The 19,762-nt window shown below is 68.1% G+C and carries 17 protein-coding genes and 1 pseudogene; 8 read left to right on the forward strand and 10 right to left on the reverse strand.

Annotated elements, in window-relative coordinates; genetic code table 11:
• The first annotated feature begins 38 nt into the window (after nt 1-38).
• The 3 genes from A0130_09765 to A0130_09775 all read left to right on the forward strand — a co-directional run bounded on the left by A0130_09765 (nt 39) and on the right by A0130_09775 (nt 2,760).
• Complete coding sequence (locus A0130_09765; protein ID ANF31922.1) at nt 39-1,289, forward strand: MFS transporter; 1,251 nt, start codon at nt 39-41, stop codon at nt 1,287-1,289.
• Between the two features lie 134 nt (nt 1,290-1,423).
• Nucleotides 1,424-2,128, forward strand: a complete 705-nt coding sequence (locus A0130_09770; GenBank protein ID ANF31923.1) for a short chain dehydrogenase — start codon at nt 1,424-1,426, stop codon at nt 2,126-2,128.
• Between the two features lie 278 nt (nt 2,129-2,406).
• Nucleotides 2,407-2,760 carry a hypothetical protein gene (locus tag A0130_09775; GenBank protein ID ANF31924.1) on the forward strand — a complete coding sequence of 118 codons (354 nt, stop codon included), beginning with the start codon at nt 2,407-2,409 and terminating at the stop codon, nt 2,758-2,760.
• 80 nt (nt 2,761-2,840) lie between these two features.
• Here the strand turns inward: A0130_09775 and A0130_09780 are convergent, their stop codons facing one another.
• The gene (locus A0130_09780; protein ID ANF31925.1) at nt 2,841-4,202 is read right to left on the reverse strand and encodes a monooxygenase; all 1,362 of its coding nucleotides are present in this window, start codon (nt 4,200-4,202) and stop codon (nt 2,841-2,843) included.
• Nucleotides 4,203-4,251: 49 nt separating this feature from the next.
• On the reverse strand, nt 4,252-5,196 hold the full coding sequence (locus A0130_09785; GenBank protein ANF31926.1) for an NADPH:quinone reductase: 945 nt from the start codon (nt 5,194-5,196) through the stop codon (nt 4,252-4,254).
• Nucleotides 5,197-5,292: 96 nt separating this feature from the next.
• Between A0130_09785 and A0130_09790 the strand changes: the two genes are divergently transcribed.
• Both A0130_09790 and A0130_09795 read left to right on the forward strand, forming a co-directional pair.
• Nucleotides 5,293-5,793, forward strand: a complete 501-nt coding sequence (locus tag A0130_09790) for a MarR family transcriptional regulator (GenBank protein ANF31927.1) — start codon at nt 5,293-5,295, stop codon at nt 5,791-5,793.
• A gap of 49 nt (nt 5,794-5,842) precedes the next feature.
• Nucleotides 5,843-7,087, forward strand: coding sequence for a DNA polymerase domain-containing protein (locus A0130_09795; GenBank protein ANF33383.1), 1,245 nt, complete (start codon nt 5,843-5,845; stop codon nt 7,085-7,087).
• Nucleotides 7,088-7,317: 230 nt separating this feature from the next.
• On the opposite strand, the gene A0130_09800 is transcribed toward A0130_09795, so the two are convergent.
• From A0130_09800 to A0130_09825, 6 genes are all read right to left on the reverse strand, one after another.
• Entirely contained in the window at nt 7,318-9,816 is a 2,499-nt protein-coding gene (locus tag A0130_09800) for a hypothetical protein (protein ANF31928.1), read from the reverse strand.
• 16 nt (nt 9,817-9,832) lie between these two features.
• Nucleotides 9,833-10,774, reverse strand: coding sequence for a hypothetical protein (locus A0130_09805; GenBank protein ID ANF31929.1), 942 nt, complete (start codon nt 10,772-10,774; stop codon nt 9,833-9,835).
• Nucleotides 10,771-11,070, reverse strand: coding sequence for a hypothetical protein (locus A0130_09810; protein ANF31930.1), 300 nt, complete (start codon nt 11,068-11,070; stop codon nt 10,771-10,773). The genes A0130_09805 and A0130_09810 overlap by 4 nt, the downstream gene beginning before the upstream one ends.
• Complete coding sequence (locus A0130_09815; protein ANF31931.1) at nt 11,067-11,864, reverse strand: sugar ABC transporter ATP-binding protein; 798 nt, start codon at nt 11,862-11,864, stop codon at nt 11,067-11,069. The genes A0130_09810 and A0130_09815 overlap by 4 nt, the downstream gene beginning before the upstream one ends.
• Nucleotides 11,840-12,886 carry an ABC transporter permease gene (locus A0130_09820; protein ID ANF31932.1) on the reverse strand — a complete coding sequence of 349 codons (1,047 nt, stop codon included), beginning with the start codon at nt 12,884-12,886 and terminating at the stop codon, nt 11,840-11,842. Before A0130_09820 ends, A0130_09815 begins: the two co-directional genes overlap by 25 nt.
• Before the next feature lie 67 nt (nt 12,887-12,953).
• Nucleotides 12,954-14,060: a sugar ABC transporter gene (locus A0130_09825; GenBank protein ID ANF31933.1), complete on the reverse strand. Its 1,107-nt coding sequence runs from the start codon at nt 14,058-14,060 to the stop codon at nt 12,954-12,956.
• Between the two features lie 114 nt (nt 14,061-14,174).
• Between A0130_09825 and A0130_09830 the strand changes: the two genes are divergently transcribed.
• Nucleotides 14,175-15,233, forward strand: coding sequence for a hypothetical protein (locus tag A0130_09830; GenBank protein ID ANF31934.1), 1,059 nt, complete (start codon nt 14,175-14,177; stop codon nt 15,231-15,233).
• Between the two features lie 74 nt (nt 15,234-15,307).
• Here A0130_09830 and A0130_09835 read toward each other — a convergent pair.
• A pseudogene (locus A0130_09835) lies at nt 15,308-15,709 on the reverse strand (heat-shock protein HtpX).
• 218 nt (nt 15,710-15,927) lie between these two features.
• On the opposite strand from A0130_09835, the gene A0130_09840 reads away from it, so the two are divergent.
• Complete coding sequence (locus A0130_09840) at nt 15,928-16,278, forward strand: transcriptional regulator (GenBank protein ANF31935.1); 351 nt, start codon at nt 15,928-15,930, stop codon at nt 16,276-16,278.
• Between the two features lie 1,653 nt (nt 16,279-17,931).
• Nucleotides 17,932-18,669 carry a hypothetical protein gene (locus A0130_09845; protein ANF31936.1) on the forward strand — a complete coding sequence of 246 codons (738 nt, stop codon included), beginning with the start codon at nt 17,932-17,934 and terminating at the stop codon, nt 18,667-18,669.
• Nucleotides 18,670-19,046: 377 nt separating this feature from the next.
• On the opposite strand, the gene A0130_09850 is transcribed toward A0130_09845, so the two are convergent.
• Nucleotides 19,047-19,703: a hypothetical protein gene (locus A0130_09850; GenBank protein ID ANF31937.1), complete on the reverse strand. Its 657-nt coding sequence runs from the start codon at nt 19,701-19,703 to the stop codon at nt 19,047-19,049.
• Nucleotides 19,704-19,762: the final 59 nt, after the last annotated feature.

Consider the following 19,762-nt stretch of genomic DNA (forward strand, 5'->3'; position numbering starts at 1 on the left):
CCGTCGATGCTCAGCATCGTCTATTTCCGTTGGACTCGATGGAAGCGCTGGAGCATCATCGAAGCATGACCGCCCTCCTCGACACCCCAGCAGACGTCCGCCGGCCGTTCCACCTCCGCCACGGAGCCGGCTTCTGGGTCATCGCCGCGGCGTTCTTCGCGGTGATGGCGTTCTCCACCATCCCGACCCCGCTGTACGCGCTGTACCAGGCGCGGGACGGGTTCCCGACCTGGGTGGTGACCGTCATCTTCGCCGCCTACGCGGTCGGCGTCATCGCGAGCCTCTTCCTCATCGGCCACCTGAGCGACTGGGCGGGACGCCGCCGGATGGTGCTGATCGCCGTGCTGATCGAGATCGTCGCCGCCGCGCTGTTCCTGGTCTGGAACGACGTGGCCGGGCTCATCGTCGCGCGCACGCTGTCCGGGATCGGCGTCGGGGCGCTCACCGCGAGCGCCACCGCGCACCTCAGCGAGCTGCGGGCGGTGGCCAAGCCCGAGGAGGGGCCGCGGCTCGCCGGGACGGTGTCGACCGTCGTCAACACCGGCGGCCTCGCCCTCGGGCCACTGATCGGCGGCGCGTTCGCGCAGTTCCTTCCCGCACCGCTGCTGCTTCCGTACGCGGTCTTCCTCGTCCTGCTCGCGGTCGCCGCGGTCGCCGTCGCCCTCGTGCCCGAGACGGTGGAGCGCGCGGAGGAGCGCCCGGCCTACCGCCCCCAGCGCATCTCGCTTCCGGCCGAGGCGCGCGGCGCCTTCTCCGCTGCCGCGGTCGCCGCGTTCGCCGGGTTCGCGGTCTTCGGACTATTCACCTCCCTCGCGCCGAGCGTGCTCGCGGGGACGCTGCACCAGACCTCTCACCTGCTAGCCGGCGCCGTCCCCTTCGCCGTGTTCGCCGCCTCCGCCGTATCGCAGATCGTGTTCGCCCGACTCTCCGGACGGGCGCAGCTCGTGCTCGCGCTCGTGCTGATGCTGCTCGGCCTCGGCAGTCTGGCGGCCGGCGTGCTGCTGGAGTCGCTCGCGGTGTTCGTCGTCAGCGGGGTGCTCGCCGGCGCGGGCGTCGGCCTGCAGTTCCGCTCGGCGATCGCGGCGGCCGCCTCACTCGCGGCGCCGGAGCGTCGTGGTGAGGTGCTGGCCGCGATCTTCCTGATCGCCTACATCGGCCTGGCGCTGCCGGTGCTGCTGGTGGGTGTCGCACTCATCCTCTGGCCGCTGGACCCGGTGCTCGTGGTCTTCGTGACCGCGATCGCGGTGCTGTCGGTGCCCGCCGGGCTCCGGATGCTGCGCCGGGCCTGAGCCGGGCTGCAGCTTCCGAAACGGAGGAGTCTCCCGCCCCGACGGACCGGACCACCTCCGTTTCACTGCACTCAGCGGTGTGTCCCCGCCGATCTCCTCCGTTTCGAACACGACCGAACGTCTAGGGTCGGAACATGCCGAGCACCGACACCGACCGCCCGATCGCCCTCATCACCGGAGCCTCGCGCGGCATCGGCCGCGCCATCGCCGTCGAGCTGGGGCGCACGCACCACATCCTGGTCGGCGGGCGGGATGCGGACGCGGTGGCCGCCGTCGTGGCTGGGCTGCCGTCGGCCGAGCCGTACGTCGCGGATCTCGTGGCCGACCTGAGCGGCACCTCGCTGCCTGCGCTCCCCGACCGGCTGGACGTGCTCGTCCACTCCGCGGGCGTCGAGGACGGCGGGACGGTCGAAGCAACGGATGCGGAGACCTGGCAGCACGTCTTCGAGGTCAACGTGTTCGCCGTGGCCGCGTTGACGCGGCGAGCCCTCCCTGCGCTCCGCGCCGCGCGCGGCCTGGTCGTCGCGATCAACAGCGGCTCGGGCCTCACGAGCGGCCCGGGCGGCGGGGTCTACGCCGGGTCGAAGTTCGCCCTCCGGGCCCTCACCGACGCACTGCGGGAGGAGGAGCGGCCGCACGGCGTGCGCGTGACGAGCATCCATCCCGGACGCGTCGACACGGACATGCAGCGCGCGCTCGTCGCCCGGGAGGGCCACGAGTACGACCCAATTTATACGATGACGCCCGAGATGGTGGCCGCGACCGTGCGCGTCGCCGTCGACCTCCCGCCTTCCGGAACGGTCGAATCCCTGAGCGTGCGCCCCTTCAACCGCCGCTGACGCGCCTCAGGCGCCTTTGTGCTCCTCGGGCCCGCCGCCCGAGGTCGTGTCCTCGCCGGGCTCGGACTGGCTGCCGTCGGAGTTTGAGCCGTCGGGCAGCTCGTCGGCGTCGGGGCGCTGGTTCTCGTCGCTCATCGCGTTCCTTCCGTTGGTATCCTGACCGCGCGACCGTACCCCGGTCGCGCGGCGCCCGCTAGGAGAGACCCGTACCCGCGCCGCTACACGTTCGTCACGGCCCTCCCCTACACTGCCACCGTGACGACGGAGGGACCGAAGAGATGAGCGAGACCGGCATCGACCCCGCGGTGCCGCCGAGCGGGCCCGGATGCGTCGAGTGCACGCAGAACGGCGACTGGTGGGTGCACCTGCGGCGCTGCGCGGAGTGCGGGCACATCGGCTGCTGCGACGACTCGCTCAACACGCACGCGAGCAAGCACGCGGCGAGCACCGGGCATCCGGTCATCCAGAGCTTCGAGCCCGGGGAGGACTGGTTCTGGGACTACCGGCGCCAGACCTTCCTGAGCGGCCCCGAACTCGCGCCGCCGGTCAGCCGCCCGGAGAACCAGACCGTCCCCGGCCCGGCCGACCGCGTCCCGCACGACTGGCAGCGCCTGCTCGAGCAGCGCCACTAGCCGTCGAGCACAGGAAAAACGTCGCGATTCGCTTACGACGGCGGCGTTTTTCCTGTGCTCGGGGGCTGCCGTCCGGCGGGTCAGTGGCGGTACTGCGCGGCGGGGTGGCGGTCGGGCAGGCGGCTGTTGCCCGCGCCGAACAGGCGCTCGCGCAGCGTGACGGGCGCGTCGCCCTCGGCCGGCATCCGGCCGCGGCGCCGCAGCTCCGGGATGACCAGCTCGGCGAAGTCGCGGGCGGTGTCGAACGAGTGGTACTGGCGCAGGTTGATGCCGTCCAGGCCGTCCTCGTCCAGCCAGCGCTCGATCTCGTCGGCGACCGTCTTCACGTCCCCGACGACGAGGAAGCGCTCATCGCGTCCGTACTTCACGAAGTCGAGCGCCTGCCCGACCGTGCGGTCGAGCGGCAGGAACGGCACGCGCTCGGCCGGGAACTCCGCCCGCTCCAGCGCCTCGCGCACCGTGATGTCGCGCGGGAACGCCGTCAGGTCGATCGGCAGGCTGCTGTGCGCGAGCATCCCGTCGAGGCTGACGTTCTCGCGGTAGAGGCGCCACTTGTCCTCCGCCTCCTCCTGCGTCCGGCCGACGATGACGCCGGCCATCGCGATGAAGCGCAGGTCGTCGCGGTCGCGGCCCTGCTGCTCGGCGGCGTCCCGCATCCCCTCGGTGTTGCGGCGGAACTCCTCGCTCGTGCGGCCGCCGGTGAAGACGACCTCGGCGTGGCGTCCGGCGAACGCGATCCCCGCCGGTGACCCGGTCGCCTGGAACAGCAGCGGCGTGCGCTGCGGCGACGGATGCACAAGGTGCGGCCCGGCGACCCGGTGCCGCTCGCCGACGTGGTCGATGTAGCGGACCTTGGACGGGTCGGTGAAGACGCCCGTCGCACGGTCGGCGACCACCGCATCGTCGTCCCAGGATCCCTCCCACAGCTTGTAGAGCACCTCCAGGTACTCGTCGGCATAGCGGTAGCGGAGGTCGTGCGGGATCTCGGCGTCGAGGCCGAAGTTGCGGGCCGCGTTCGGCAGGTAGGAGGTGACGATGTTCCAGCCGATGCGTCCCTTCGTCAGGTGGTCGAGCGTCGACATGCGGCGGGCGAAGGCGAACGGCGGCTCGTACGTGGTCGAGAAGGTGACACCGAAGCCGAGCCGGTCGGTCACCGCCGCCATCGCCGGAACGAGCAGCAGCGGGTCGAGGTTCGGGATCTGCAGTCCCTCCCGCAGAGCGGTCTCCGGGCCGTCGCGGAACACGTCGTACGCGCCGACGACGTCCGCCAGGAAGAGCCCGTCGAATCCACCGTGCTCCAGCAGCTGCGCCAGCTCCACCCAGTAATCGAGGTCGGCGAAACGCTCGCGGTTGTTGCCGGGGAGCGGCCAGAGCCCGTGCGTGATGTGGCTGGGCGTCGCCATCTCGAACAGGTTGACGAACAGCTGCTTGGGCTCGGTCACGCGATCTCGCTTTCGGGGAGGGGACACCGCGAGTGTACGCAGCCGGCGCTCACTCGCCGTCCGGGACGACGACCACCTTGCCACGGAGCTCGCCCGACGCCGCCTCGGCGTGCAGCGCGGCGACCTCGCTGAGCGGGATGCGGCGGTCGACCTGCACCCGCAGCTCACCGCGGTCCACGCGCGCGACCAGCTCGGCCAGCTGCTCCACGTCGCTGCGGACGAAGACATTCACCGCGCGCACGCCGCGCGCGTCGTCACCGGGGGCGGGCATCCACGCGGTACTGCTCACGACGACCCCGCCGTCCCGGACGCGGCCCACCAGGGCGCGGAACTCGTCGGGCGAGATGGGCGCCAGGTTGAGCAGCACATCCACCGGCTCCGCGACAGCGTCGACGACATCGGTGCTGGTGTGGTCGATCACCTCGTCGGCACCGGCGGCGATCACCGCGACGCGGCTGCGCGGGCTGGCCGTCGCGATCACGACGGCCCCGGCCTGCTTCGCGAGCTGCACCGCGTAACCGCCGACCGCGCCTCCCGCGCCGCTGATCAGCACCCGCTGGGCCGCCTCGAGCCCGGCGTCGTCGAACAGCGCCTGCCAGGCGGTCAGGCCCACCGACGGCAGGGCCGCCGCGTCGGCGAGCGGGATGCTCGTCGGGGCTGCGGCGAGCGCGTCGGCCGGTGCGATGACGTACTCGGCGTCCGCTCCGTCGGCGACCATCGGCAGGAATCCGATGACCGCATCGCCCACGGCGAGTCCTTCGACGCCGGGGCCGACCGCGTCGACCGTTCCCGACACGTCGTAGCCGGGAGTGTGCGGAAGCGCCACCGGGATCACCTCGCGCAGGTTGCCACTCCGGATGCCGTTGTCGGCCGGGTTGAACGCCGCGCCGGCCACGCGGATGCGGACTTCGCCGCGGCCGGGGACCGGCACGTCGACGTCTTCGTAGCGCAGCTCGTCGGGGCCGCCGTACTGGTGGAAGCGCACTGCCTTCATGATCTTCTTCTCTCGCGTTGTTCGTTTTGCTTCGAATTCGAAGCACATGAGCGACGATAACACTGCTTCGAATTCGAAGCAACGTATAATTTTCTCATGCCCGACACGCCTCCCGCCCTCGACCCGGCTCAGCTCGGCGCGTACTTCGCGTTGATCGAGACCGCGAGCCTCCTGCGTCACGCGGTCGAGCAGCAGCTGCGTGAGGCGGGCGATCTCAGCTACGTGCAGTTCCAGCTCCTGGCTCGGCTCGGGGACGCGCCGGACGGCAGCTGCGGGATGACGGAGCTCGCCGACGGCGTCGTCTACAGCCGCAGCGGCCTCACCTACCAGGCGAGCCTGCTCGAGAAGGCGGGCCTGGTCACGCGCGGTCCGGCGGCCGAGGACGAGCGCGCCACCACCGTCACCATCACCGCTGCGGGCCGGGCAAGGCTGGCCGCGGTGTTCCCGGGGCACATCGAGATCCTCAATCGGATGCTGTTCGACTCCCTCTCGCCCGACGGGACGGTCGAACTGCAGCAGCTGCTCGCCCCGGTGGTCCGCCACATGCGCTCGCTGCCGCCGCGCTCCGCATCCACGCGGCGCGGCCGGCGCGGCTGAGCGCTCGAAGGCCTGGCCGCCCGCGCCCTCCCCGGTTAGCGTGGGCGGCATGAGCCCCTCGTCGAAGTCGGAGACCTTCCTGGATGTGGACGGCGAGGAGGTGCGCATCTCCAGCCCCGAGAAGGTCGTCTTCCCGGAGCCCGGCCTGACCAAGCTCGATCTCGCGCGCTACTACATCGCCGTCTCGGAGGGTGCGCTGCGCGGCGCCGGCGGGCGTCCGATGGTGCTGAAGCGGTTCGTGAAGGGCCTGTCGCAGGAGCCGTTCTTCCAGAAGCGGGTGCCCGAGGGCCACCCGCCGTACATCGACACCGCCACCCTCCACTACGCCCGCGGCACCTCTGCCGAGGAGGCCGTCGTCCGGAACGCGGCCGGGCTGGCGTGGGTGTCGAATCTCGGATGCCTCGACCTCAACCCGCACCCCGTCCGGGCCGAGGACCTCGACCATCCCGACGAGCTCCGCGTGGACCTGGACCCCATGCCGGGCGTCGACTGGTCGCAGATCGTGGATGTGGCGTTCATCGCGCAGGACGTCCTCACCGATCACGGACTCGTCGGCTGGCCGAAGACGAGCGGATCGCGCGGACTGCACATCCTGGTCCGCATCGCACCGCAATGGACGTTCGCCGACCTGCGTCTCGCGGCCGAGACGCTGGCCCGCGAGGTGGAGAACCGCGCGCCGGGGCTGGCCACGGCGCGCTGGTGGAAGGAGGAGCGGGGAGAGAGCGTCTTCGTCGACTTCAACCAGAACGCGAAGGACCGGACAGTCGCGTCGGCGTACTCGATCCGCCCCCTCCCGGACGCGCGCGTCTCTACGCCGCTCGATTGGGACGAGGTGCGCTCACGGCGCCCCGAGGAATTCACGGTGCGGACCGTGCTGGAGCGTTTCGCCGAGCGCGGCGACGCGCACGCCGGCATCGACGAGACCGTCGGGTCGCTGGACGGCCTGCTCGCTCTCGCGCGCGAACTCGGTCCGGCGGAGAAGCCGCCCCGCTCGGGCGACGGCGAGGGCCGCCGGGTCTCCCAGATGCCGCTGATCGAGGTCGCCCGCACCAAGACGAAGCCGGAGGCGCTGGAGGCGCTCGACCGCTGGAAGGCGGAGAATCCGGACGCCGCGGGCAAACTCCATCCCGCGGACGAACTGGTCGACGGCATGCGCGGCTCGAGCTCGCTCTGGTACCGCGTGCGGATCAACCTGCAGCACGTGCCGGAGGCGGAGCGCCCGGAGCAGGGCGCGCTGCTGGCCGACTACGACCCGTGGGCCGGGCGCGGTCCGGCAGGCGCCGGGCAGGGCTGATGACCCACAGTGTCGAGCCGCTTCGTAATGACGCGCGGGCGTGCGCGACGCGTAGAGCTGGGCGAGGAACGCGTTGTGCTCGGCCTGGCGCTCGTAGCCGACGCTGTCCCGCGTGCAGTCCGGACACCAGTGGCCGCCGGTGAGGATCAGGAACGGGCTGGCGGCGAAGATGTGGCCGAACGCGCAGCTCCAGATCAGCGGCTCGCGGCGGGACCCGGCCGTTCGCTGGATCAACCGGAGTAGGCGCCGCTCATCGCATTCGCCAACGGCGTCACGGTCAGCAGGACGAGCCCGGCCGTCCCGCCGCTCCCGGTGAGGGCCACTCCGTTGCTGCCCGCCGCGGGGAACACCAGATCCGTGAGGGAGGCCCGGCCGCCCTGGGCGAACGCCTCGAGCGAGGTCTTGTCCAGATACAGCTCCAGCCGCAGCAGGCCGTGATCGAGCGGGACGACCGTCCCATCCACGCTCGGGAACGCGCTGTTGAACCCGACGTCGCCCGCGTGCGTCCGGTCCACGCTCAGCGTCTTGGTCGCGGTGTCATACGACACACCGAGGTACTGCGACCCGTCGGCCGACCGGAGCAGCTGGAGTCCGAAGCTCTTCGCCGAGCCGGCGGCGAGCACCGCATCCACGCGCACGGCGTTGGCAGGCGTCGTGACCTTCAGCGGCTTCGTACCGGCCGGGATGGCGGTGGGCGGCGCGATCTGGACCTTGCCCAGCTGCGCCAGCGCGCTCACCTGCGGGACGACCGCCTGGACGATCCGTGGCTGCCCGTCGATCGTGCGCAACGACAGCAACCGGGGGACGGATTGGGAGCCACGCCAGCCGTCGGACGGGATGGTGTTGGCGTAATCCCAGTTGTTCATCCATCCCAGCATGATCCGCTTGTTCGAGGGGGCGTCGTTGAAGGTGACGGCCGCGTAGAAATCGCGCCCCTCGTCGATCCAGTGGGCCCGCTTCACGGAGCTCAGCGCGGGCTGGTCGGAGAGCGTGAACTGGTCGGCGATGAGGTGGCCCCACCCGCCGGTGCTGAGATCGACGAGCTGGAGCTGCGCCTGCTGACCCTGGAGGTCGCTCAGGTCCCAACTCGCCCAGTCGAGGGTGCCGCTGTCGTTGCCCGTCGCGGTGCGGACGACCTTCCCGTTGACGATCAGATTGGCGCCGGTCTCGGTGTTCCAGGGGCGCGCGATGGAGTCCGAGAAGACGACGTTGTCGACCATCAGGTGCCCCCAACCGGCGCTTCCGTCGTTCTGGTCGACGACCTGCAGGGTGGCCTGGCGGCCGAGGTAGGCGGACGCATCCAGGTAGACCCAGTCCATGCTGCCGGAGTCGTTGCCCGTGACGCTCGCGACGACCGCGCCGTCGACGACGAGGTTCACGGCGGTCGGGCCGGCCTGGCCCCACGGGTGCTTGCCGCCCGCGGTGAGCAGGTCGATGTACGGGTGGGTGATGGTGAAGGCGGGGGAGGTGATAGTGCCCTGCGCGCTGTCGCAGCCCGCCTGGCAGGTGTCTAGCACGCCGTTTCCGAGCTGTCCGCTCAGGTTCTCCTTCGACGGCGCGATGCCGGCGAAGTCGCCCGTGCCGGTCCAGCCCGGGAGGGAGTCGCCCTCGAAGTCCTGGAACGTGTCACCGGCCGGTGCCGCGATCGACCCTCCCTCGACGTAGGGATGCTTCCCGCCCGCGATGAGGAAGTTGAGGTTCTTCTTGTCGATGGTGAACGCGGGCGAGGTCAGCGTCCCCGTCTCGGCGTCCGAGTGGTGGAAGGTGTCCACGTACCCCGTGCCGAGGGCGCCCGAGACGCCGGTGTCGTGTGCGGGGCCGTCGCCGAACGCGGTCCCCGTCGTCGTCCATCCGGCCCCGTAGGTCGGGGACTCGAAGTCGTTGATGACCGTGCCGGCCGGTGCCGTGTACGGAGGCTCGCCGTTCGTGAATGTCGTCCCGTCGAAGGAGCCGACGAAGTACTCCGCCTTCCCCGCCACGTTGACCGTGAGCACCCACTTCGTGGCGTCCGCCTTGCCGTCCAGCTGCATCGGGAACAGGTCGGGGCACTCCCACACCGCAGACGTCACGCCGTCCGGGCCGAACTCGCTCTTCTCCGTCCAGTTCTTGAGGTCGGTGGAGCCGTAGATCGCGACCTTGTGCTGGTCGGACAGCACGACCACCATCCGCCACTCCTTCGCCGGGGCGTACCAGAACACCTTCGGGTCACGGAAGTTGTGGGAGCCGATGTCGATGACGGGGTTGTCCGCGTACTTGGTCCAGGTGGTTCCGCCGTCGTTGCTGTACGCGATCGACTGCCGCTGGACGCCGGTTGCGCGGACCGCGCTGGTGTAGACGGCCACCAGCGGGCCGGTCGTGCCGGTGCCGAGCCCGCTGGTGTTCGTGCTGTCGTTCACGACACTGCCCGACCACACCTCCTCGTCCGCATCGGACGGGATGGCGATCGGCAGCTGCTTCCAATGGGTGAGGTCCGTGCTGACGGCGTGCCCCCAGGAGGCGTTGCCGCCCGTGTTCCCGGTCGCGTTGTACTGGTAGAAGAGGTGGTACTTTCCGCCGTAGTAGATGAGTCCGTTGGGGTCGTTCATCCAGTTCTGCTGTGGCGTGTAGTGGTAGTAGGGCCGGCTGTCGGAGGGGGTGGCCGCGAGGGCGGGCGTCGTACCTCCGGCGATACCGCCCACAGCGACGACCGCCGCGATCGCGATCGTGGTGAACCGTTGTGATGTCTTCATCGACTCGACTTTCGTTCTAGGTGGTGAGGTGCAGGCTCCGTGATCTGGCGAGAGCCTCTACTTCGGGGAGGGTGGGCGGCATCGCTCCCGCCCGGGCGACGGTGAGCGCGGCGACGGCGGAGGCCGTCTCGCCGATGGTCCGCAGAGACGCCTCGGAGACGTGGCCCGCGAGCAGCTCGGCGCGCGCGCCGGTGTGCGCCACGCCGGCGAGCAGTCCGGCCATGTAGGCGTCGCCCGCGCCGATCGTGTCGACGACCGTGGTCGGGATGGCCGGAAGCTCCACCTCGGCGTGACTGCCACGGAGGATGCTCCCGTGTGCGCCGCGCGTGAGGACCGCCACGCGGGTCCCCTGTTCCAGCACCCAGTCGAGCACGGCGCGGTGCGCCCAGCCCGGGAACAGCCAGGCGGCGTCCTCGTCGCTGAGCTTGGCGAGGTGGGCGTGACGGCAGTACCACCCGACCAGGTCCCGTAGCTGCGCCGCGTCGCCCATCAGCGCCGGGCGGATGTTCGGATCGAAGCTCACGAGGGTCCCCGGAGCCACTGCCTCCACCAGCTGCCGGACCGCGCCGGATCCGGGCTCGCGGAGGGCGCCGATCGAGCCGGTGTGGAAGAGCTCGGCCGGCGGCACCGCGGGAGCCCGCAACTCCCAGGTCAGCGAGAAGTCGTACCCGGCCGCGCCGTCCGCATCGATGCGCGCCGTGGCGACCGACGTCGCCTTGCCTTCCGGCCGGTTGATCGTCTCCACGCCTGCCGAGCGGAGGTGGCCGGCGAGCAGCTCACCGTACGCGTCGTCGCCGAACTCCGTGACGAACGTGACCGGGACCCCCAGCCGGGCGAGCCCGAACGCCACGTTCAGCGGACTCCCGCCGGGATGCGCGCTGGAGGACGACCCGCGCTCGACCACATCCACCAGCGACTCTCCGACGACGAGCGCGCGGGGGGCGGTGGCCGGGTTCACGTCAGGGGTTCCAGCAACGTCAGGCGGGACGCGCCGCCGACGACGAGCGGAGCGAGGACTTCGTTGAACCGCTCGCAGTAGTCGGCGCTCTTGTGATCCTCGAAGGCGTCCTCGGACTCGTACTCCTCGTAGATGAAGAACTTCGCGGGGTCGCCGTCCGGGTTGAACGCCTCGAACCGCCGGTTTCCCGGCTCTTCGCGCACGCGGAGTCCGTAGCCGGTGAGCAGGGCGGCGACCTCGTCCTCGTTCCCCGGCAGCGCGTCCATCTCGGCGTAGAGGAATCGGCGGCCGCTCATTCCTTCTGGGCCCCCGTCATGATCGCGACGGCCTCGGTCATGGAGTGGGACTCCGGCGTGATCGTCGCCGCACGCTTGCCGAGACGCTGGATGTGGATGCGGTCGGCCACCTCGAACACGTGCGGCATGTTGTGGCTGATCAGGATGACGGGGACGCCCTTGTCGCGGAGGCGCTTGATCAGGTCCAGGACCTGGTTGGACTCGCGGACGCCCAGCGCGGCCGTCGGTTCATCGAGGACGACCACCTTGGAGCCGAACGCGGCGGCGCGCGCCACGGCGACGGCCTGGCGCTGGCCTCCGGAGAGGTTCTCGATCGGGACGGCGACGTCCTGCAGGGTCGAGATGCCGAGCTCCGTCAACTCCGCCTTCGCGCGCTGACGCATCGTCTTCGTGTCGACCATCCGCAGCACGGAGCCCAGGAATCCCGGGCGGCGGAGCTCGCGTCCGAGGTACATGTTCGCGGCCACATCCAGAGCGGGGGACACGGCGAGCGACTGGTAGACGGTCTCGATGCCCGCTTCGCGCGCATCCTGCGGCCGGCGGAAGTGGACGAGCTCGCCGTCGAGCCGGATCTCGCCCTCATCCGGGATCTCGGCGCCGGTGAGGCACTTGATCAGCGTCGTCTTGCCTGCGCCGTTGTCGCCGATGATCGCGAGAACCTCCCCCGCGTAGAGCTCGAGGCTGACGCCGTCCAGTCCCACGACGTGTCCGTAGGTCTTCACCAGCCGGCGGGCGGCCAGGACCGGGGTGCGGGTTTCGGTGATGGTGTTCACTTTCGGACCTTTCGAATCCACTGGTCGATGGAGACCGCGACGATGACGAGGACGCCGACCGCGAGGGTCTGGTAGAGAACGTCGAGTCCGGCGAGCGCGAGACCGTTGCGGAACACGCCGACGATGAGAGCACCGAGCAGGGTGCCCCAGATGTTGCCGCGACCGCCGAACAGGCTGGTCCCGCCGATGACCACGGCGGTGATCGCGTTGAGGTTGGCGTCGACCGCGGCGTTCGGGCTGGAGCCGAAGTCGCGGCCGATCTGGATCCAGGCCGTCAGCGCGACCACGGCGCCGGCGACGATGTAGACGCTGAGGAGGACGCGGCTGACGCGGATACCCGTCAGGCGTGCCGCCTCCTTGTCGTCGCCGACCGCGTAGACATGGCGGCCCCACGACGTGCGCCCGAGGACGAAGGACATCACGAGGTAGAGCAGGACCATGAGCAGTACGCCGAACGTGATGTCGACTCCGAAGATCTTGAGGGTCAGACCGGTCCAGGTGAGGATGGCGGGCATCGTGTTGCCCTGGACGGTCGCGCCGCTGGAGATCAGGAGGGTCAGGGCGGTGAAGATGCTCAGCGTCCCGAGCGTGACGATGAACGGCGGAAGGTTCAGCCGGGTGACGAGGAGGCCGTTGATGACCCCGGTGGCAAGGCCCGTGACGAGGCCGAGGAGCAGTGCGACGATACCCGGGAGGCCGAAGCTCACCGCCGCGTTGCCCATGACGATCGAGCTGAGGACCATCGCCGCGCCGACCGAGAGGTCGATGCCGGCGGTGAGGATCACCAGGGTCTCTGCGACACCCAGGGTGCCGATGACGGCGACCTGCTGCGTGATCAGCGACAAGTTCGTCGGCGCGAGGAACCGCGGGTTGATCGCGCCGAAGACGATGATGGACAGCACCAGGACGATCGCCGGGCTGATGGCGGGGTAGCGGTGGAGGACAGCGCGGACGCGCATCATCGGCGTCTGGCGGTTGATGAACTCGCTGGCGAGATTCAGCGATGACGTGGGAGGCGAAGACGTCGCGTTGGTGTTTGACATGGGTGCTCCAGAGATAGTTGCGTTGCTTCGAGAGGGGCGCCCGACGGCGGGCGCCCCTCTCAGCGGGTCAGTTGGCCCAGCAGGTGGTCGCGCCCTTGGTCGCGTCCACGCTGTCCAGCCCGTCCACCGGCTTGTTCGTGATCAGGGTCGACCCCGTGTTGAAGAAGTCGAGGCCGTCGGAGGTCTTCGGCTTCTCGCCGCCGCGGGCGATCTTCGCGATCGCCTCCATTCCGAGCGACGCCATCTTCGAGGGGTACTGCTGCGCAGTCGCGCCCAGGATGCCATCCTTCACGTAGCCGACGCCGGTGCAGCCGCCGTCGATGCTGACGATGGTGACGCTGTCCTGCTTGCCTGCGGCCTTCAGCGCCTGGTACGCGCCGTAGGCGGCGGGCTCGTTGATCGTGTAGACGACGTTGATGTCGGGGTTCTTCGACAGCAGCGTCTCCATCGCGGTGCGGCCGCCGTCCTCGGCGCCCTGCGAGGGCTGGTGGCCGACGATCTCGTACTCGCCGCCGGTGCCGCCGGTGTACTTCCCGGAGGATTTCTCGCCGCCGTTCTTCTTCTTGTCGCCGACGTCGATGCCCATCCCGTTGAGGAAGCCGTGGTCGCGGTCGACGTCGACCGAGACGACCTGGTCGGAGAAGAGGTCGATCATCGCGATGACGGCCTTCTTGCCGTCGAGCGTCCCGGCCATCCACTTGCCGATGGACTGGCCGGCGGCGTAGTTGTCGGTGGCGTACGTGATGTCGACGGTATCGGGCGGGGTGGGCACCGTGTCGAGCGCGATGACGTAGAGGCCCGCGTGCCGGGCCTTCGCGATCTCGTTGTTCACCGCGGGGCCGGCCGGAGTGATCAGGATGCCCTTGTCGCCGCGAGAGATGGCGTTCTCGATCGCCTGGATCTGGGTGTCGGTGTCGCCGTCCTTCTTGCCTGCGGCGAGGGTCAGCTTGACGTTGTTCTTCTTCGCGTCGGCCTTGGCGGCTGTCTCCATCGCGACGAAGTACGGGTTGCTCGTGGTCTTCACGATGAGCGAGACGCCGACCTCGTCGTTCGGGCCGGCCGTGGAGCCCGCTCCTCCGGAGGAGCACGCCGTCATGGTGGCGGCGACGGCCGCAGCCATCGCGAGGGATGCGAACACGACCGTACGAGGTCGACGCGGGAATCGGGTGGGCATCTTTGCGGCCCCTTTCTCTCCGAGGGCCTTGAGCCCTGACAACGGTGTCATCAGGGATAATGACACACGGCGAGGAGTTTCGCCACCTATTCGTGAAATCCGGGAGCCCGCGTCATGACATCGTTGTCGGATTCAGCCTCGACAAGCCCCGGTCGAGTGACGATCCGCGACGTTGCCCGGCAGGCCGGAGTCGGCATCAAGACGGTATCGCGCGTGATCAACGACGAGCCGAACGTCGCGGCGACCACCGCGGCGCGGGTCCGGGCGGCCATCGCCGAGCTGCACTGGGAGCCGGACAGCCACGCCAGCAACCTGCGGCGCGTCCACACCCGGACCAAGTCGATCGGACTCCTCCTGGGAAGCGTCGACAACCCGTTCGCGGCCGCCATCCATCGCGCCATAGAGGACGTGGCGGCCCACCACGGTGTCGCCGTGCTGGCCTCCAGCCTCGACGAGGATCCGGTGCGCGAGGTCGCCGCCGTGGAGAACTTCCTCCGCCGGAAGGTGGATGGCCTCATCCTCACCTGCTCGACCGGCAGCCAGGCGTACCTCGCGGACATCGTCCCCAAGAAGGTCCCGGTGGTGTTCATCGACCGCGAGCCCGCGGACTACACGGCGGACGTCGTCCGCTCGGACAACGTCGGCGGAGCGGCGATGGCGGCCCGCCACCTGCTGAGCCGGGGTCACCGCCGGATCGCCGGACTCTTCGACAAACCGCGCATCTGGACGGCGGGCCAGCGCAAGGCCGGCTTCGTGAGCGCGATGGACGACTTCGGTCTCTCCGAGGACGACTACCTGGTGGTCGAAGATGTGGCGACGTCGGCGATCGCCGAGAGCACGGTGCTGCGCCTCCTCAGCTCAGCTCATCCCCCGACGGCGATCTTCAGCAGCCAGAACCTCATCACCATCGGAGCCGTGCGCGCCCTCCGCAAGCTCTCGCTCCAGCACCGGGTCGCCCTGGTGGGATTCGACGACATCGAGCTCGGCGACCTGCTCGACCCCGGCGTCACCGTGATCGCCCAGCACCCGAACGAGATCGGCACCACCGCGGCGGAGCGCATCTTCGAGCAGCTGGAGAAGCACTCGAACGACGTACCGCTGCCGAGTGGGGATTTCGTGCTGGGGGTGGACCTGGTCGTGCGCGGGTCGGGAGAGATCCAGGCGGAGGACTAAGAGCGGTCGGCAGATCCGACGCCCGCCCGGCCGAGTACCCGGGACGGGAGGTTACGGACGGGGCGCGGGATGGTCAGCAGGTCAGCCAGGAGCCCTTCGACACGCAGCTTGATCTCGTCGCGGATCGGGCGGACCTCGTCGATGGGGCGCCCGGCGGGGTCGGTGAGGTCCCAGTCCTCGTAGCGCTTGCCTGGGAAGATCGGGCAGGTGTCGCCGCAGCCCATTGTGATGACGACGTCCGAGTCCTTCACAGCCTCGGTGGTGAGGACTTTCGGCTGCTCGCCGGCGATGTCGATGCCCTCCTCGGCCATCGCCTGGATCGCGATCGGGTTGATCTGGTCTTTCGGTTCCGAGCCGGCAGACAAAACCTCGACGCGACCCTGAGAGAGTTCGCGCATGAACCCTGCCGCCATCTGAGAGCGGCCGGCGTTGTGGACGCAGACGAACAGGACGGTGGGAGTGGTGGTGTCGGTCATCGGTCTCCAAGTGAAGTGGCGGTGGGGCCGCCGCTGCCTGCGGCGGCCCCGCGGCGCCTCAGCAGCAGTCGGGCGAGCACGAGCCGTCCGGCAGCACCTGGCAGTCGTCGGTGTCGCAGCATCCCATGATCATTCTCCCTTCTTCATCGACGGTTGTCGATGAACAAACGATGAACCTATACATTGACGTTTGTCAATGTATGGCCCAGGATTGATGCATGGCGCTGACCGAACTCCTGCCGCTGCGTGACCTCCAGGCTTGCTGTGCCCCCATCACGAGGGAAGTGATCAGCGAGGAGAACGCCATTTCTGTGGCCCGGGCGATGAAGGCTCTCGGCGACCCAGCCCGCCTCCGACTGCTCTCGATGGTGGCTGCGCACGACGACGGGGAGGCCTGCGTCTGCGACTTGACGGAACCGCTGGGGCTCTCCCAGCCAACGGTGTCGCACCACCTCAAGATCCTCGTGGAAGCGGGCTACTTGAGCCGCTCGAAGCGCGGCACGTGGGCGTACTACCGCATCGTGCCGGGTTCGCTGGACGCGGCCTCCTCGTTCTTGGCGTCCGTCTGACATTCTTCGTCCGCCAACGCGAAAACCCCCGAGATCACTGGGATTCCGGGGGTTTCGATCGGATCGGCGGAGACGGAGGGATTTGAACCCTGACGCAGCACCTCCAGTCGGTTAAGGTGCGTCTCAAACTCGCGAGATTTGGCGATTTTCCCATGACGTAATGAAGGGCTCGCTGACTTGAGTTGTGGGGTTTTTGTGGGGGCTTCTCTGTTTAGTTCCTCCTGCGCGCTCGGATCGGCGGCTGTCTCGTATGCTTCTGGGCGTGCCGAGTGGAAGCAATCGATCGACCTTCGCTCTAACGCACCGCGGAATTCAAGCGACGGTCGGGGTCATCCTGTTGGCGCTTGGCGCAATTCTGGCCTTCGATTACATCTGGCCCGCACAGTCCACTGCTCTCGCGCGTAGCGATTCGATCGAGATTCAGCTATCTCCGCGGCAATCGAACCCTGACTTTGCGTACGTAATAACTAGCCACCGCTTTGCTACAAACTGGGAAAGCCTCACGGTCCAATTCCCTAACAAGCCGCCGGTAGGGACTGGAATCACGATCTCGCGGACGCCAGGCTCATTCCAGCTGCCTTCGTGGCGCTGCAAGAGTGGGGCGAGCGCCAAGTCCCATGATCGCTCGGGGGTAATCCTGAATCGGGTGGCGGTCGTAAGGGTCGCAATCACCGATGAGCTCAAGTCATACCCGTATGCATCGACCGGAGCGCCTGGCGGCTACGGCATCGCCTGCCAGCGAATTGGGAACCTTGTAACCGAAACCACCCGAGGTCTTCGGATTGTCTCGCCAGCCCGGGTGTCGGTCCGGCTGACCTCAGATGGCGAAGCATCGTGGACACAGTCAGACGAAATGGAGGTCCCAAGCACCTGGACCACTCAGGACTTCACGCCTACGTTTTCCACCACCACTGCCGGAACGGTGACTCAGGCGGGATCGACCACGACCTCGCCAGGTACCGCTGGAACCGACAGCTTGAAGCAAGGCTTCCAGATTCCCGGTGTTCATGTCTTTCAAGACTCGGGGGCCGTCACGGAAATCGAACGACGGGCATGGATCTCCGCGCTCTTCGCTGGCGCATCGTTAGGTCTCCTCGTAAGTCTGATAGGGAAGCGTCGTGTGGACGCCGGCGCTGCGACTCGCAAGCCGGTAATCCGTGCAAGCCGCCAAATACGGATTCAGTCGCGCGTACGCCGGCGCTAGGGCCGGACGACCTGTGCTGTGAGGTGCCATGTCGCCTGTAACTGCGTGTTCCCCTAAAGCGTTCAGAGAGCACTCAATAAGGGCGGAAGCCGAGACACCACGATTAGGTGCCGTTAGATTCGCTAGGGGCGCCCGTTAGCGTGCTCCGGTTGATGTTCCGCGGTTTTCGGTTGCGCAGAGCAATCCAGGGCTGCGGCGGATTGCGTTCAATGTGCGGAGTAAATGCGGGGCGCCAACCACTGCGATCTCGCCAAAATGCTTTGCGTTGTGAACCAGAAAACGCAATCGGTTGCCGCAACGCGAAGACTATCGTCAGCGAATCCCCGACCCGGATGGCCCGCGAAGGAGCGGAATCGACCCCGCCGCCAGCAACACGAGCATCGTCGGGCTGAGCCGTGCGAATCCCCCGCGGTCTCGACGCCGCGGCCGTGTTCCTATAACTTTCACCCATGACTGCGATGGACTACGCGCAGGACGTGGGTGCCCTCGCCAGAGCGGCATCCTTCGCGCTCGAAGGCGTGACCGACTTCGACGCGCCTCATAGCGCTGGTGTCTATCTGCTTGAGCTTCACGTCCAGACATCACGAATCGGGCCGTTGGCGGCAGCCCAGGAAGCGCTCCGAATCGCGTTCGACGCTGCCTCAATCGCCGTACTCCATCCCGAGGCAGCGAACGATCCCGATGCAGTCGAGGTACTTCTAAAGGACCCGGACATAGTGCTCAACCTCATGTGGGCTGGGCCAGGGTCGCTGCGGCAGGTCTTCATTGCTGACCCGATCACCGCTGCAGGCCGCAACAACATACGCAGGATTTTCGCCGCCGGATTCATCGTCCTCGGCCTCATTCCGGGCGGCCAGATTTTTGCCGCCGCGTATTGGGGCGCATTGGAAGGAATCCTGCTCGTCGGCGAGCTGATCGAGCATCACCAGAGCGACCAGCCCCTAAAGATTCGAACGATCGACGATCAAGCCCTTGCAGCGTCCAGGCCAGAGGTACGGATTTATCCGCCGGGCACACCGTGGCGTCCACCCGCGCATGCGGCTCCAGACCCGAATGCCGAGGCCTTCGCCGATCTTCGCGACCGCATCGATGAACTCGAACGGAACGCGCAGCACGACCGCGCGACCATCGGTCAGCTCAATGCCAAGATCGCTGCGCTTACCCACGCGCCGAAGAACCCGGAATAGGAAAGGGCGGGCTAAGACGGATCGCGTCGAACGGCTGTGAGCTGTCGCCCGCTTCGCCGACAAACCCCGGCGCGCGGCTTTACTATCGGCATGCGTTTTTGCACGGTCGACCGTGTCGTCCGGAGAGCAAGCCAGCTTCCAGCGCTCAGAGTGCGAACTACCGACCGCACGGACGATGACTGGAACGCAAAACCGTACGTGCGTCACTTTGGCTGAGCATCGCGCGACGAAGAGATCTGAACACTGACGCCCCACCTCAAGTCGCCTCAAGAAGACCGCGAAAGTTCGGCACAGCGCGGCGCTCGATCACGTCGGCGGACGCCAGATGACTACAGTCGTGGGGTCTTTGTGGGGGCCCGGGGAGGCCCCATCATCAATCAGTAGGCAGTGAATCTCTCGTGGCGTCGGGTGGCAGCCTCAGGCTGACGGTCGCTGACGACGTAGCCGTGCTCGCGCAAAAGTTCCGCGGCGAGCTCCATATCGTCCGTGATGGCCGTCCGCAGCTGAGTGGTCCGCCACTCACTACGTCCCGCGTCGAGCACCGCCTGGTAGCGCTCCTGCGTGTCGATCCCAAACTCGACGATGAGCATCTGCAGTACGTCCTCGAGGCAAGGGCGGAACCGATGGCCACCAACCGGAAAATGCAGCGCAGACAGCGTTGGCACCTGCGCTTTCTCGATCTGTTTGGCGCGGGCCTTCCCTTTGTGGCGCTTCCCAGCGAGCATCATCGCCGCGACGATTTCGTCCCGATGGGCGTGGACGTTGATGTGCGAGCACGGAATCAGGCTGCCCGGCTTTCGTAGATAGTCGTAGGTAAATAGCGGAGCTGAGGAAGACGCAGGCTGCACGGTGAACGACGAGTACTCCACGGCAAAGTACGCGCCTGCGGTGTTCCAGGTGCACCGATAGCGCACATCGAGACGCAGGATCGTATGGCCTTCAACCTGCAGCGGGATACCCAGCCTGTCACTCTGGCGAATAGTGATCGCTTCGCCAGCGATGTTCACCTCGAACGGGATGGCGTAGGGAAGCACACCGTTCGCGGTCTTGATTAACTGATTCGCGAAATCCTGGACGACCTCGACGAGCTGTT

The sequence above is a fragment of the Leifsonia xyli genome (genome assembly GCA_001647635.1).
GTDB lineage: Bacteria > Actinomycetota > Actinomycetes > Actinomycetales > Microbacteriaceae > Leifsonia > Leifsonia xyli_A.

Coding starts and splice junctions, on each gene's coding strand:
- A0130_09830 (ANF31934.1), top strand. CDS start 14,175: ATGACATCGTTGTCGGATTCAGCCTCGACAAGCCCCGGTCGAGTGACG.
- A0130_09820 (ANF31932.1), bottom strand. CDS start 12,886: ATGTCAAACACCAACGCGACGTCTTCGCCTCCCACGTCATCGCTGAAT.
- A0130_09825 (ANF31933.1), bottom strand. CDS start 14,060: ATGCCCACCCGATTCCCGCGTCGACCTCGTACGGTCGTGTTCGCATCC.
- A0130_09770 (ANF31923.1), top strand. CDS start 1,424: ATGCCGAGCACCGACACCGACCGCCCGATCGCCCTCATCACCGGAGCC.
- A0130_09785 (ANF31926.1), bottom strand. CDS start 5,196: ATGAAGGCAGTGCGCTTCCACCAGTACGGCGGCCCCGACGAGCTGCGC.
- A0130_09765 (ANF31922.1), top strand. CDS start 39: ATGGAAGCGCTGGAGCATCATCGAAGCATGACCGCCCTCCTCGACACC.
- A0130_09775 (ANF31924.1), top strand. CDS start 2,407: ATGAGCGAGACCGGCATCGACCCCGCGGTGCCGCCGAGCGGGCCCGGA.
- A0130_09840 (ANF31935.1), top strand. CDS start 15,928: ATGGCGCTGACCGAACTCCTGCCGCTGCGTGACCTCCAGGCTTGCTGT.
- A0130_09845 (ANF31936.1), top strand. CDS start 17,932: ATGACTGCGATGGACTACGCGCAGGACGTGGGTGCCCTCGCCAGAGCG.
- A0130_09800 (ANF31928.1), bottom strand. CDS start 9,816: ATGAAGACATCACAACGGTTCACCACGATCGCGATCGCGGCGGTCGTC.
- A0130_09810 (ANF31930.1), bottom strand. CDS start 11,070: ATGAGCGGCCGCCGATTCCTCTACGCCGAGATGGACGCGCTGCCGGGG.
- A0130_09795 (ANF33383.1), top strand. CDS start 5,843: ATGAGCCCCTCGTCGAAGTCGGAGACCTTCCTGGATGTGGACGGCGAG.
- A0130_09790 (ANF31927.1), top strand. CDS start 5,293: ATGCCCGACACGCCTCCCGCCCTCGACCCGGCTCAGCTCGGCGCGTAC.